General features: G+C 61.8%; 15 protein-coding genes. 4 read left to right on the forward strand and 11 right to left on the reverse strand.

Going from position 1 to position 12,778, the window contains the following annotated elements; translation table 11 throughout:
- Positions 1-49: 49 nt before the first annotated feature.
- Positions 50-1,369, forward strand: a complete 1,320-nt coding sequence (locus ACX80C_RS03775) for an AI-2E family transporter (RefSeq protein ID WP_459324894.1) — start codon at positions 50-52, stop codon at positions 1,367-1,369.
- 63 nt (positions 1,370-1,432) lie between these two features.
- Here the strand turns inward: ACX80C_RS03775 and ACX80C_RS03780 are convergent, their stop codons facing one another.
- Together ACX80C_RS03780 and ACX80C_RS03785 are read right to left on the reverse strand one after the other, a co-directional pair.
- A complete protein-coding gene (locus tag ACX80C_RS03780) occupies positions 1,433-2,224 on the reverse strand; it encodes an alpha/beta hydrolase (protein WP_459324895.1) in 792 nt (263 codons plus the stop codon).
- A 45-nt stretch (positions 2,225-2,269) separates the two neighbouring features.
- Positions 2,270-2,590: a hypothetical protein gene (locus ACX80C_RS03785; protein ID WP_459324896.1), complete on the reverse strand. Its 321-nt coding sequence runs from the start codon at positions 2,588-2,590 to the stop codon at positions 2,270-2,272.
- 65 nt (positions 2,591-2,655) lie between these two features.
- Between ACX80C_RS03785 and nucS the strand changes: the two genes are divergently transcribed.
- The 3 genes from nucS (at position 2,656) to ACX80C_RS03800 (ending at position 5,086) form a co-directional block, all read left to right on the forward strand.
- Entirely contained in the window at positions 2,656-3,351 is a 696-nt protein-coding gene (gene nucS / locus ACX80C_RS03790) for an endonuclease NucS (RefSeq protein ID WP_459324897.1), read from the forward strand.
- 57 nt (positions 3,352-3,408) lie between these two features.
- A complete protein-coding gene (locus tag ACX80C_RS03795; RefSeq protein WP_459324898.1) occupies positions 3,409-4,638 on the forward strand; it encodes an N-acetylglucosamine-6-phosphate deacetylase in 1,230 nt (409 codons plus the stop codon).
- 244 nt (positions 4,639-4,882) lie between these two features.
- Positions 4,883-5,086, forward strand: a complete 204-nt coding sequence (locus ACX80C_RS03800; protein ID WP_026545871.1) for a cold-shock protein — start codon at positions 4,883-4,885, stop codon at positions 5,084-5,086.
- 94 nt (positions 5,087-5,180) lie between these two features.
- On the opposite strand, the gene ACX80C_RS03805 is transcribed toward ACX80C_RS03800, so the two are convergent.
- From ACX80C_RS03805 to atpB, 9 genes are all read right to left on the reverse strand, one after another.
- Positions 5,181-5,612, reverse strand: coding sequence for a DUF2550 domain-containing protein (locus tag ACX80C_RS03805; RefSeq protein ID WP_459324899.1), 432 nt, complete (start codon positions 5,610-5,612; stop codon positions 5,181-5,183).
- Positions 5,613-5,622: 10 nt separating this feature from the next.
- A complete protein-coding gene (locus ACX80C_RS03810) occupies positions 5,623-5,907 on the reverse strand; it encodes a F0F1 ATP synthase subunit epsilon (RefSeq protein ID WP_167993620.1) in 285 nt (94 codons plus the stop codon).
- Positions 5,908-5,913: 6 nt separating this feature from the next.
- The gene (gene atpD, locus ACX80C_RS03815) at positions 5,914-7,377 is read right to left on the reverse strand and encodes a F0F1 ATP synthase subunit beta (RefSeq protein WP_167993621.1); all 1,464 of its coding nucleotides are present in this window, start codon (positions 7,375-7,377) and stop codon (positions 5,914-5,916) included.
- Between the two features lie 104 nt (positions 7,378-7,481).
- On the reverse strand, positions 7,482-8,375 hold the full coding sequence (locus ACX80C_RS03820; RefSeq protein ID WP_459324900.1) for a F0F1 ATP synthase subunit gamma: 894 nt from the start codon (positions 8,373-8,375) through the stop codon (positions 7,482-7,484).
- Positions 8,376-8,458: 83 nt separating this feature from the next.
- The gene (atpA, locus tag ACX80C_RS03825; protein ID WP_459324901.1) at positions 8,459-10,093 is read right to left on the reverse strand and encodes a F0F1 ATP synthase subunit alpha; all 1,635 of its coding nucleotides are present in this window, start codon (positions 10,091-10,093) and stop codon (positions 8,459-8,461) included.
- Positions 10,094-10,202: 109 nt separating this feature from the next.
- A complete protein-coding gene (locus ACX80C_RS03830) occupies positions 10,203-11,018 on the reverse strand; it encodes a F0F1 ATP synthase subunit delta (protein ID WP_459324902.1) in 816 nt (271 codons plus the stop codon).
- Entirely contained in the window at positions 11,018-11,569 is a 552-nt protein-coding gene (locus ACX80C_RS03835; RefSeq protein WP_459324903.1) for a F0F1 ATP synthase subunit B, read from the reverse strand. Before ACX80C_RS03835 ends, ACX80C_RS03830 begins: the two co-directional genes overlap by 1 nt.
- Before the next feature lie 48 nt (positions 11,570-11,617).
- Complete coding sequence (locus ACX80C_RS03840) at positions 11,618-11,833, reverse strand: ATP synthase F0 subunit C (RefSeq protein ID WP_019481292.1); 216 nt, start codon at positions 11,831-11,833, stop codon at positions 11,618-11,620.
- Positions 11,834-11,907: 74 nt separating this feature from the next.
- On the reverse strand, positions 11,908-12,732 hold the full coding sequence (gene atpB, locus ACX80C_RS03845) for a F0F1 ATP synthase subunit A (RefSeq protein WP_459324904.1): 825 nt from the start codon (positions 12,730-12,732) through the stop codon (positions 11,908-11,910).
- Positions 12,733-12,778 lie beyond the last annotated feature (46 nt).

Here is a 12,778-nt window from a genome sequence, read left to right on the forward strand (position 1 = left end):
GGAACCGGTGCCGCGCGCACCATTACGCGAGCGAAAGCGGAATCACAGGGTGAGCGAACACAAAGAGGTGCCGATCGGTGAGCCTCTGCCCCGTCCGGCGTCGTCAGTGAACCAGGCGACGGACCCGTCCGAGGCCAGTGTTGCCGCGCCCCGGGTCGAGGTGCGCAAGGGGGGCCTCGGCTTCGCCTTGGCACGTCTTCGCCGCGTTGTTCCGGTCGCCCAACCCCGCCCCAGGTTCGAGTTCCCGCCAGAACGCGACGGCGACGTTCCGGTTGACGAATCGGTAAGTATCAGCGATGACCGGCTGAAATTCGGTGGAGCGCAACCGCGTTCAATGCGCCAGCACCCTATCCACTTCGGCTTCATGGCCAGCGTTGGTGCCGGCCTGGCGCTCCTGGCGTACTTCATGATCACGAACGTCGGGCAACTGCTCGTCTGGATCGGGGCAGCGCTGTTCATCGCGCTCGGCCTGGACCCGATTGTGCGCTGGCTGGAGAAACGCCATGTTCCCCGCCCGGCCGGGATCACCGTCGCGCTGCTGCTGCTCGCCGGCATCATTGCGGCCTTCTTCGCCACCCTTATCCCGACGATCGTCTCCCAGACCACCCAGCTGGTCGAGCGGGCGCCCGGATACGTCCGGGACTTCCTGAACTCCGAGTTCTTCCAGAACGTCGACCAGCAATTCGAGGTGCGTGAACGCGTCACGGAGGAGGTCAACCGGTTCTTTGCGAACTCGGAGGCCGTGGGTGGCATCTTCGGCGGCGTGCTCGGGGTCGGCACGGTCATCCTCAACAGCCTGTTCGGCGTGCTCATCATCCTCGTGCTGACCCTCTACTTCCTTGCTTCCCTGCCGGGAATGAAGAAGTGGGCCTACCGCCTCGCGCCGCGTTCCCGCCGTCCGCGGGTTGAGCGGCTTTCCGAGGAGATAACCCGCAGCGTGGGCAATTACGTCATCGGACAGGCCTGCGTAGCGCTTCTGAACGCGACCTTTGCATTCATCTTCATGACGATCGCGCAGGTTCCGTTCTCGGTATTGCTGGCGTTCGTGGTGGCCATGCTCGCATTCATTCCGCTCGTGGGTGCGCTGATTGCAGCCGTCCTCGTGAGCCTGGTGGCGCTCACCGCCGGATGGCAGACGGCGGTGCTCTTCGCGGTGATGTACCTGGCGTACCTTCAGCTCGAGGCGTACTTCATCTCACCGCGCATCATGCAGAAAGCCGTTGCCGTCCCCGGTGCAGTGGCTGTGATCGCCGTGATTGCAGGCGGTACGCTCCTCGGAGTGCTCGGGGCATTGATAGCCATCCCGACGGCCGCTGCCGTGATGCTGCTCCTGAAGGAAGTCTTCATCGCGCGCCAGGACAGCCAGTAGCTCCTCCGCCGGCGACTGGCAGGCTCCCGAACCTCGCTTCGCTCGGCCCGGGACCCTCGCCCGCTAGTCTTGGGCGCGCGCCGTCGGGCCGTTCCATTCGCTCGGCAGGGTGATGGACTTTCCGAGTACGACGCCGGCAATCTCCTCCAGCACACGGCTCACGTACTTTTCCCCCACCCACAGGTGCTTGGCGCCGTCGACACCGACTACCTCCGCCTGCGGCACGCGTGAAAAGCGCTGCGCCGCTTCTTCGGGTTGCAGGTAGTCATCGTGCTCCGGCACCAGGACGCGCAGCGGCAACCCCGCGGCGGCCCAGGAGTCGAGGTCCGTCTCGTCCGCACGGTGCAGCGGCGGCGAAAGCAGGACCGCCCCCTCAATGTATTCGGCGACCGGTTCCCGCGCTCCATACTTCAGGCATAACTCGGTGCCGAAACTCCAGCCGACCAGCCACACATTGGTCAACCCCTCTTCGACCACCCACCGCACGGCGGCTTCGAGGTCGTGGTGTTCGGCGCCACCGCCGTCGAACTCGCCCTCGCTGCACCCGCGTGGCGAACAGGTACCCCGTGTGTTGAAGCGCAACACTGCGATGTCAGCCAACTCGGGCAGGCGGAAAGATGCCTTGCGATACACATGCGAGTCCATGAACCCGCCAGCGGTCGGTAGCGGATGCAGGGTCACGAGCGTCGCTGTCGGCGTCCTGCCCTCCGGAGCGGCGAATTCGCCGACGAGCCGGTGCCCATCGGCCGTAGTGAGCTCGATGTTCCGGCGTGAGGCAGGGAGAACGGTGCCCGCCCGGATCTGGGTCGGTTCGGCACCGTCGGTGTACTCGTATGCGGGGGCTGCGCTGATCATCGGGAACAGTCTACCCAGCGCAGCGCAGGGCATACCGGCTCATCGTCAGCCGGACCGACGCGTTCGCCAGCAAGTCACATGCCAGTGCCGCCGATCGGCAAGGGCACTTTCGGCACCAAACAGCGAATCTTCCTGCCACGCCACGAGGTGGGCAACCCCGGGCGGAATATCGCGGTGACAGCCCGGGCACAGATAATGCTTCGCCGCGTTGCGTTCAGTGATCCGCCGAACCGACCAGACCCCGTCCGGACCGCTCTCCCGCGTGGGAAGGCCGCCACGTGCGCGTTCCAGGTCCAGTTCGGGCGCCTCACCCCATTTGCGGCGGGGTTGGGCCCGCGACTTCCGGGGCTGGTTGGATCGGGGCATGCCTTTAGTCTGCACCGCGGTGCTCCTGAACCGAAAACGGCTTGCGGGCCGGTAAAGTGCATGGGGTGCGTTTAGTCATTGCCCGCTGTTCCGTCGATTACATCGGACGCCTTCGAGCCCATCTTCCGCTCGCAACCCGGCTCCTGCTGGTGAAGGCGGATGGTTCGGTGCTGGTCCATTCCGACGGCGGCTCCTACAAACCCCTGAACTGGATGAGTCCGCCTGCCACCCTGCGAATCATCGAACCCGTGCCGGAAGACGCTGAGCTCGGAGTGATGCAGACGTGGAACGTCCAGCACGCCAAAAGCGACGATCGACTGGTCATCAGCATCCATGAACTCCTGCACGAGAGCTCTCATGACCTGGGCGTGGACCCCGGCCTGGTCAAGGACGGAGTGGAGGCGGATCTGCAGAGGCTGCTCGCAGAGCAGATCACTCTCCTCGGGGACGGCTACTCGCTGATCCGCCGGGAGTACATGACCGCGATCGGCCCGGTCGATATCCTCGCCAGGGACGGCCGCGGACGAACCGTCGCCATCGAACTCAAACGACGCGGCGACATCGACGGCGTAGAACAGTTGACGCGCTATCTTGAACTGCTCAACCGGGATCCGCTGATGGCACCGGTGAAAGGCGTCTACGCGGCGCAGCAGATCAAGCCGCAGGCGAGGGTTCTGGCCCAGGACCGCGGAATCGACTGCCTCACCCTCGACTATGACGCGATGCGCGGGGTCGACGACGTCGATTCACGCCTCTTCTAACGTCATACCGGGACACGGCACCCTTTGCGCCCGTGCACCGGCACATAGAATCGGGTGATGACAGAAATCGCTGGGGTGGAGGAGTATGTCCGGGCAAGATTGGTGCAGGACAGGACAATAGTCGACGACGGCGTCGTCGCCTTCGTGAACGGCCGTATTACGTACGCCGGTCCTGCTGCGCAATACCGGCCTGCGCCTGGCGCCTCCCCGGTTCCCGATATTTCACCCGAAAGCCTGGTCCTTCCCGGGCTGGTCGACGTTCACTGCCACGGGGCATTCGGTTCGGACTTTTCAGCAGCCTCGTTGGAGGAGTGCCGCTCGGCTGCCGAGTTCCTGCACGCCAGTGGCACCACAACGCTGCTGGCCAGCACAATGACGGCACCGCTGGACGAAATAGAAACCGCCTTCGCCAAGCTGGCCACGCTCGCTGACGATGATGTTATCGCAGGAATCCATGCCGAGGGACCGTTTGTTTCCGAAGCCCGTTGCGGCGCGCAGAATCCGGATTACATTCTCGACCCGAACCCTGCGGATGTGCTGCGGTTGCTCGAGGCCGCACAGGGTCGGCTGAAGACAATGACCTACGCGCCCGAACGACCCGGGGCTGATGAGCTCATCGAACTGCTCACCGGTCACGGAGTCACGCCCTCGCTCGGTCACACCGACTCGGACTCGGCCACGGCTTCATCCTCGCTGAACCTCGCCCATCAGCGGATGGCGTCCGCGAAACTCATTGGTCGGCCAACCGTGACTCACCTGTTCAACGGTATGCCTCCCATTCATCACCGCTCGCCAGGCCCGGCACTGACCTGCCTGCACACCGCGGCGGCAGGAAACGCCGTCGTCGAATTGATCGCTGACAATCACCATCTGGCTCCGGATACTGTCCGGTCAGTATTCGGGCTTGTGGGAGCGGACAACGTCTGTCTGGTCACCGATTCGATGGCCGCAACCGGCCTGCCGGACGGAAAGTATGAGCTCGGCCCCTCCCCCGTCACTGTCAGCGACGGGGTCGTGACGCTGGACAGGACCGGCAGCCTCGCCGGCGGTACAGCCACACTGCTCGATATCGTGCGTAGGACGGTCCAGGCCGGCGTCGAACTGGCCGACGCCGTACAGTCAGCAACCTCGGTGCCCGCCGATATTCTCGGTCTATCCGATGAGCTTGGCGCCCTGCGGAAAGGGCTTCGCGCGGATCTGCTCATCACTACGCCGAAACTCGACCTGCAATCCGTTATGCGACACGGACATTGGATTGAACCGGTTACACAATTGTCGAATGACTAACTATTCGAACTTGTCCTTAACAATCGGTTTATTCCTCTGATTCTCCGTTGACCAGTCCATTGCCCTATGTGATGCTTATTGCAGTCTTTGTGTACGTGTTTTTCATGCTCGCAAGACAAGTTGCGAGCGTGGAGCTCCCCGAATGACAAGGTTCACCTGGCCAGGACGGAATTCCCGCGGAGTAACTCCCGGGCGGCACGCGGTGTGCCGGCCAAGAAATGTTTCATTATGAGGAGAAATATAGATGGCACAGGGAACCGTCAAGTGGTTCAACGCTGAGAAGGGCTTCGGCTTCATCACGCCGGACGACTCTGAGGGCGATGTTTTTGTTCACTACTCCGAGATCCAGACGGGTGGGTTCCGGACGCTGGATGAGAACCAGCGCGTCCAGTTCGAAATCGGGCAGGGCGCCAAGGGCCCACAGGCTACTGGAGTGACTGCACTCTAGTCCGGTTTCTTCAATGCAATAGGCAGGGCCCCCGCTCACGCAGGGGTCCTGCCTATTTCTGTGGCCGAATCAAAGGTTCGGCATCCTCAATACTTCAGCGCCACGTACCGATCCCTATGACGGGGCCGGCTTCGAGCCAGGACGAAAGTCCAGCGTAAACGTCGAACTTCATCGCCAGTAACAGTTCCTCGCCCTCATAGGTGAGCGTGACCACGATCGCCCCAGGCTGAATCCTGGACTTTTCCGCTTCCGTCGGCTGACGCCATCCTTGGAGTTCGATGGAGCTTCTCAGGTAGCGGTGACGGGGTCTCGGACTGAGTGACATCAAGCGCAGCCACTCAAGGTGCATGTCCGTATAACGACAAACCCCCATCCGCCATCCCGCGGGCGGGAGGCAGATGGAGGCGTCAAAGGTTCCGAGTGCGCTGCGTAGCTGATAACGGCGCAGGCAGAATGCACCGATAAGAAGCACGATGAGGGCAAAGAGCACCGCGAGGGTGATGAACGCGATACCGATGCCGTCCATCGCGATACTGCTACTTCGCGTCTGCGGTTACGGCGCCGCCGATCCTGGCATTGTCGGCGACTATCACCACTCGATTGCTGTCGACCGAGAAGAACCCGCCGTCTACACCAACGGTCACACGCTCACCGGATACAGGCTGGATTGCGAGTTCCCCCTCGGCGAGGATGGCAAGCACGGGGGAATGCCCGGGCAGGATTCCGATCTCGCCATCAGCTGTACGGGCCTTGACCATGCTCGCTGCACCGGACCACACGAAGTGGTCCGCTGCCACGATTTCAACTTCGAGCTCAGCCATGGGGCCTTACTTTCCGCTCTGCTCTTGGATGCGCGCCCAGTTGCGCTCGACATCATCGAGACCGCCGATGTTGAAGAACGCCTGCTCGGCAATGTGGTCGAGGTCGCCGTTGCAGATCGCCGTGAAGCCCTCGATAGTGTCCTTGATGCTGACGGTCGAACCCTCAACACCGGTGAACTGCTTTGCGGTGTAGGTGTTCTGCGAAAGGAACTGCTGGATGCGGCGTGCCCGCGAGACAACGATCTTGTCCTCTTCGGACAACTCGTCAACGCCCAGGATCGCGATGATGTCCTGCAGTTCCTTGTTCTTCTGCAGGATCTGCTTCACTCGCACAGCGGTGTTGTAGTGATCGTGGCCGATGTACTGCGGATCGAGGATGCGCGAGGTTGACGTCAGCGGATCAATTGCCGGGTACAGGCCACGTGAAGCGATCTCACGGGAGAGCTCCGTGGTCGCATCAAGGTGCGCGAAGGTGGTTGCCGGAGCCGGGTCGGTGTAGTCGTCAGCAGGCACGTAGATTGCTTGCATCGAAGTGATCGAGTGACCCTTCGTCGAGGTGATGCGCTCCTGAAGCAAGCCCATTTCGTCGGCGAGGTTGGGCTGGTAGCCCACAGCGGAGGGCATGCGGCCAAGCAACGTCGAGACCTCGGACCCTGCCTGGGTGAAGCGGAAGATGTTGTCGATGAACAACAGCACGTCCTGCTTCTGCACATCGCGGAAGTACTCCGCCATCGTAAGTGCAGAGAGGGCGACCCTCAACCGCGTTCCCGGCGGCTCGTCCATCTGGCCGAACACAAGCGCGGTGTCCTTCAGAACGCCGGCTTCCTCCATCTCGACCCAGAGGTCGTTGCCCTCACGGGTACGCTCGCCAACACCGGCGAATACCGAGGTACCACCGAAGTTACGGGCCACACGGGTGATCATTTCCTGGATCAGGACCGTCTTGCCGACGCCGGCGCCACCGAACAGGCCGATCTTTCCACCCTTGATGTAAGGCGTAAGGAGGTCGATGCTCTTGATTCCGGTCTCGAGCATTTCCGTCGAACCCTCAAGCGAGGCGAAGGAGGGAGCCTTGCGGTGGATCGGCCAGCGCTCGGTGATCTCGAGGGCTGATTCCTCTACGTCGAGGGGCTTGCCCAGCACGTTGAAGATGTGTCCTTTCACACCGTCGCCGACAGGCACGGAGATAGCTTCTCCTGTGTCCTGGACGATGGTTCCACGGACCAGGCCGTCGGTCGCCTGCAGGGAGATAGCGCGGACCAGGTTGTCACCCAGGTGCTGCGAGGTCTCGAAAGTGATGGTGTGTGTCTGACCGTTGAGGGTGATCTCAGTGGTCAGCGCGTTGTAGATCGCGGGAATTGCGTCAGCCGGGAACTCAACGTCGACAACCGGGCCGATGACACGGGCAATCCGGCCAGTGGCTCCGGGGGCAACTGAGTCCGTACTGTTCTCAACAGTCTGGGCAGTCATCTCTCTCACTTCATTCGGTAGATGGCGTGGTGCTAATGGTAGTGCGTGGCACGAACCTGTATCGCTGGAGACAGCTTCGTGCCGAGCCGTGGGACCCTGGCCGGTTAGGACGCGTTGAGCGCGTCTGCTCCGGCAACGATCTCGGAAAGCTCCTGCGTGATTTCCGCCTGGCGGGCGGTGTTGCGAAGGCGCGTGTACTTCTTGATGAGCTCGGTGGCATTGTCTCCAGCGGACTTCATGGCCCGTTGCCGCGCTGCGAGCTCACTCGCAGCAGCCTGGAGCAGTGCCGCAAAGATGCGGGACTCGATGTAACGCGGAAGCAAAGCGTCGAGGACCCTCTCAGGCTCGGGCTCGTACTCATACAGCGGCAGCAGATCTGAATCCGTCGCCGCTTCTTCCTCGACAACCTCAAGCGGCAGCAACCGGATGACGGTTGGTTCCTGGGTGACCATGGATCGGAAGCGTGTATACACGACATGGATCTCGTCCACGCCGCCGTCGTCGTAGTCTGTATTGAACTGCTCGAGCAGAACGCGACCAATCTCCCTTGCTGTCTCGAACTCCGGAGCGTCGGTGCCGCCAGTCCAGACCTGTTCGTACGGCCGTCCGCGGAAGTCGAAGTAAGCCTGCGCCTTCCTGCCGACCAGGTAGGGCTTGACCTCCTTGCCCTCTTCACGCAGCAGTTCCATCAGGGACTCGGCCTGCTTGAGCACCGTAGCCGAGTATGAACCGGCCAGACCACGGTCCGAGGTCATGATCAGGACCGCCGCACGGCGGATCTGCTCTGGTTCCGTGGTGAGCGGGTGGTCGATCTCGGACTGCGATGCCACTGCAGAAACGGCTCGGGTGATTGCATTGGCGTAGGGAAGCGAGGACGATACACGTGCGCGCGCCTTACCGATGCGAGAGGTGGCGATCAGCTCCATCGCCTTGAAGATCTTGCGCATCGACGTGGTCGACACGATCTTCTGGCGGTAGACCCGGATCTGGGCTCCCATACTTGTCCTTTCCTTCGTAGTCCCCTAAGGAGCTACTGCTGGGGCTCTGGTGCCCGCACTCGCGCGCGGGCACCGGAAGGCCGTTAGCGCTTCTGCTTGACGATCTTTTCCTGGTCGACAGAGTCCTCAGCGAGGGCGCTGTGCTCCTCGTGGCCTGCAGTGGGACCGTCATGACCCCGGCCGAAGAAGCCTTCCTTGAAATCGACGATGTGCGACTTCAACTCATCGACAGTCGAGTCCTCAAGCTGGTTGGTCTGCGCCAGGGTGGTCAAGACCGAAGACTTGTGACGCAGGTGCTCGAGGAACTCGCCCTCGAACCGGCGGATATCCTCAACCGGAACTTCGTCGAGGTAACCGTTGGTGCCGGCCCAGATGGAGACAACCTGCTCTTCAACCGGGAACGGTGCATACTGCCCCTGCTTCAGCAATTCCATGAGCCGCGCACCGCGGGTGAGCTGCTGACGTGACGCGGCGTCGAGGTCCGATGCGAACATCGCGAACGCCTGCATGTCGCGGTACTGTGCAAGGTCCAGCTTCAACGTACCGGAGACCTTCTTCATGGACTTCACCTGCGCCGCACCACCTACACGGGACACGGAGACACCCACGTCGACGGCGGGGCGCTGGTTGGCATTGAAGAGGTCCGACTGCAGGAAGATCTGACCGTCGGTGATGGAGATGACGTTGGTCGGGATGTAAGCCGAGACGTCATTGGCCTTGGTTTCGATGATCGGCAGGCCGGTCATCGATCCCGCACCGAGTTCATCCGAAAGCTTGGCACAGCGCTCAAGCAAACGGGAGTGCAGGTAGAAGACGTCGCCCGGGTAGGCTTCGCGTCCCGGCGGGCGGCGCAGCAGCAGCGACACGGCACGGTAGGCTTCGGCCTGCTTGGAGAGGTCATCGAAGATGATCAGGACGTGCTTGCCGCCGTACATCCAGTGCTGGCCGATGGCCGAGCCTGCGTACGGAGCCAGGTATTTGAAGCCCGCGGGGTCTGATGCCGGGGACGCCACGATCGTGGTGTACTCGAGCGCGCCCTTTTCCTCCAGGGTCTGGCGGACGGCAGCGATGGTCGAAGCCTTCTGTCCGATTGCGACGTAGACGCAGCGAACCTGCTTCTGGACGTCGCCGGACTCCCAATTGGCCTTCTGGTTGATGATGGTGTCGACTGCGATGGCTGTCTTGCCGGTCTGGCGGTCACCGATGATGAGCTGGCGCTGGCCGCGACCGATCGGGATCATGGCGTCGATAGCCTTCAGGCCCGTCTGCATCGGTTCGTGAACCGACTTGCGCTGGGTAACGCCCGGGGCCTGAAGCTCCAGTGCGCGACGGGACTCGGCCTTGATCTCGCCGAGATCGTCGATCGGCTGTCCCAGCGGGTCAACGACGCGGCCAAGGAAAGCGTCACCGACGGGCACGGAGAGGATTTCACCGGTGCGGTGTACTTCCTGTCCTTCTTCGATGCCCGTGTAGTCGCCGAGGACAACCACGCCGATTTCGCGGGTGTCAAGGTTCTGGGCGAGGCCCAGAGTGCCGTCTTCGAAACGCAGCAACTCGTTCGCCATGACCGAGGGAAGTCCCTCGACCCTGGCGATGCCGTCGCTTGCGGTAGTTACGCGGCCGACTTCGACCCGCTCAGCGTTTCCGGGTTCGTAGGACGCCGCGAACTCGTTCAACGCATTACGGACGTCTTCGGCGTTGATGGTCAATTCGGCCATCTGCAGTCCCTGCTCTCCTGTGTTGTGATCACCGCGTCTTCGGCGGCAACCGGTGTTGTATTCGTCTGTATCGAAGCGTGCGCTTCTTACGAAGCCGTAAGGTACGCGGCTAGACCGTCATCATTCGGCGAAGTTCGGAAAGGCGCGTAACGGCTGTGGAATCCACCACTTCGTCCCCCACCTTCACCCGGACGCCGCCCACCAGGGACGGGTCCACAGTGACGTTGACCTTGAGGTCGCGGCCGTAGAGCCCATTGAGGCCAGATGCCAGGCGCGCGTACTGCTCATCCGACAGCGGACGGGTAACGCTGACGTTGGCAATCCACCTCTCCTGGCGTAGTGCAACAAGTTCCACGAAGCGGTTGACCAGCGCTGACGGCCTCAGCCCACGGGGGGAAAGCACCGCCTGACGGATCAGCAGCCTGGCTTCGTCTCCAGCTGTTGGCACCAGCTTGAGGGCAAGTGCCGACTTGGCGCCGGAATCAGCCTGCGGCTCAGAGAGAGCCCGCTGCAGGTCGTGGTTCGATTCGACAACCCGGATGAAGGAGAAGAGATCATTTTCCAGACCCTCAAGCCCTTCCAGGCCCTGTCCACGGTTCTCTGCAACGGCGATCGCCACAGTTGCGGCAAGAGTTTCCAGCGCGTCCCCGAAGTCACGGGGCTTTCCCCAGCGGCGACCGGCAAGATCCTTAACGATCTCAGCGGCTTCTGGTGAAGTACGCCCGCGGACCAGCTGGTCGACAAGCGCCACCCGGTCCTTGCCCTCGCGGTTTGGATCGGTCAGGGCCCGGCGGAGTCCGGCGTTGCTGTCAAGGGCGTCGAGCACTCCGAACAACTCCTCGGACAGGGTCAGCGTTGCTCCCCTGAGCCGGGACTCGAGTTCATGCCTGGCCTCAACGAGGGACTGGCTTGATACGCCTGCCATTACTTGGACACACCTGCACTCTGGGTAGCGGACTGCGCTTCCAGGTCAGCGAGGAAACGGTCCACGACGCGTGCGGAACGCGCGTCATCGGCGAGTGACTCGCCTACAATCCGGCTGGCCAGTTCAGTGGCAAGCGTTCCGACCTCTGCCCGAAGGGAGACAACCGCTGCCTGCCGCTCGGCTTCGATCTGCGCCTCCGCCTGAGCTGAAATACGGCTCGCTTCCGCGGCCGCCTTCTCCTTCAGCTCAGCCAGAATCTGGGCACCCTCAGCGCGAGCTTCCTCGCGGATGCGGTTGGCTTCGGTCCGGGCATCGACAAGCTGCTGCTTGTACTCTTCCCGGGCAGCATTAGCTTCTGCCTGTGCTGCCTCAGCCTTGGCGATGCCGCCTTCAATGGCTTCAGTCCGTTCAGCAAACGTCTTCTCAAACGCCGGCATGACGAACTTGATAACGATGTACATCAGTACAGCGAAGCCCGCGACCGTTACCAGAATCTCCCAGACGTTGGGAATGAGCGGGTTCGACGCTCCGATGATTACTGCGTTATCCATGTTTCACCCGTCTTTCTACAACTAGTCCCTGAACTGATCCGCGCGGGACTACGCGCCGATTACGAAAGCGAAGACGAGGCCAAGAATGGCGAGAGCTTCGGTGAGCGCCAGTCCGAGGAAGGCGATCGGCTGCAGCACACGCTGGGCCTCAGGCTGACGAGCAACTCCGTTGATGTACGCGGCGAAGACCAGGCCCACACCGATACCACCGCCGATTGCGGAGAGACCGTATCCAACGAGGTTGAGGCTACCCTGTACTTCCATTGTGTTCCTTTCAAGATGCCGCGGTATGCGGCAGGTTGGTTGGGATCATCCCCGGTGGGGAAGACTTGTATTACTTAGTGGGAGTCCGCGTGCAGCGCACCCTCAATGTAGATGGCTGCCAGCAGCGTGAACACGTATGCCTGCAGGACCATGATCAGGGCCTCCAGCATGTACATCGCGACTGCGCCACCGAGCACGAGCACGCCCGTGCCCTGCAGGAGAACGTTTCCGGAAAGAGCCATGAACTCGATTGCAGTGCCGGCCAGCATGACGATGAGGTGTCCAGCGAGCATGGTCGCGAACAAACGGAGGGAGTGAGTCACGGGGCGGACGAGGAAGTTCGAGATGATCTCAATCGGCACGACGATAAAGAGAATCGGCCAGGGAACACCTGATGGGACGACAGCCAACTTGAAGTACCGGAAACCATGCTTCTTCAGTCCGACCGCGATCCACAGAATGTAGAAAATGGCCGCAATCGCGTAGGCGCTGCCGGGGTGGGAAAAGCTAGGCAGCTGAAGAATGGGAACAGCGCCGAAAATGTTGTTCACCAGAATGAAGAAGAAGGCAGTGAATAGCCAGGGCACATACTTCAGGTAGTCCCGGCCTCCGATAATGTCCTTGCCAATGGAGTTGCGGACAAAGCCATAAGCGGATTCCCCAAGGAACTGCACCTTGCCGGGAACTAGCTGACCCTTGCGAGATGCGACATAGAAGAAAGCCCCGATAAGGACCACCGAGATGATGATCATCAGCATCTGCTTACCGAAGCCCGGGTCGAACCAGACGCCGTAGTGGTCGCCCCAGGGCAGAATATCCGGGTGGTGCCCATCCTCAATGGTGGGCGGAACAAAGCCCTCTTCAGTGGTGGTTTGAGCCGGGAGCGCAAGCGCGATCAACGCGTTTCCTCTCTGCAGTGTCCATCGTTGGGCATAGTTGGATCGG

The organism is Arthrobacter tecti (assembly GCF_054511355.1).

Coding starts and splice junctions, on each gene's coding strand:
- ACX80C_RS03780 (WP_459324895.1), bottom strand. CDS start 2,224: ATGATCAGCGCAGCCCCCGCATACGAGTACACCGACGGTGCCGAACCG.
- ACX80C_RS03785 (WP_459324896.1), bottom strand. CDS start 2,590: ATGCCCCGATCCAACCAGCCCCGGAAGTCGCGGGCCCAACCCCGCCGC.
- ACX80C_RS03795 (WP_459324898.1), top strand. CDS start 3,409: ATGACAGAAATCGCTGGGGTGGAGGAGTATGTCCGGGCAAGATTGGTG.
- ACX80C_RS03800 (WP_026545871.1), top strand. CDS start 4,883: ATGGCACAGGGAACCGTCAAGTGGTTCAACGCTGAGAAGGGCTTCGGC.
- ACX80C_RS03805 (WP_459324899.1), bottom strand. CDS start 5,612: ATGGACGGCATCGGTATCGCGTTCATCACCCTCGCGGTGCTCTTTGCC.
- ACX80C_RS03810 (WP_167993620.1), bottom strand. CDS start 5,907: ATGGCTGAGCTCGAAGTTGAAATCGTGGCAGCGGACCACTTCGTGTGG.
- atpD (WP_167993621.1), bottom strand. CDS start 7,377: ATGACTGCCCAGACTGTTGAGAACAGTACGGACTCAGTTGCCCCCGGA.
- ACX80C_RS03820 (WP_459324900.1), bottom strand. CDS start 8,375: ATGGGAGCCCAGATCCGGGTCTACCGCCAGAAGATCGTGTCGACCACG.
- atpA (WP_459324901.1), bottom strand. CDS start 10,093: ATGGCCGAATTGACCATCAACGCCGAAGACGTCCGTAATGCGTTGAAC.
- ACX80C_RS03830 (WP_459324902.1), bottom strand. CDS start 11,018: ATGGCAGGCGTATCAAGCCAGTCCCTCGTTGAGGCCAGGCATGAACTC.
- ACX80C_RS03835 (WP_459324903.1), bottom strand. CDS start 11,569: ATGGATAACGCAGTAATCATCGGAGCGTCGAACCCGCTCATTCCCAAC.
- ACX80C_RS03840 (WP_019481292.1), bottom strand. CDS start 11,833: ATGGAAGTACAGGGTAGCCTCAACCTCGTTGGATACGGTCTCTCCGCA.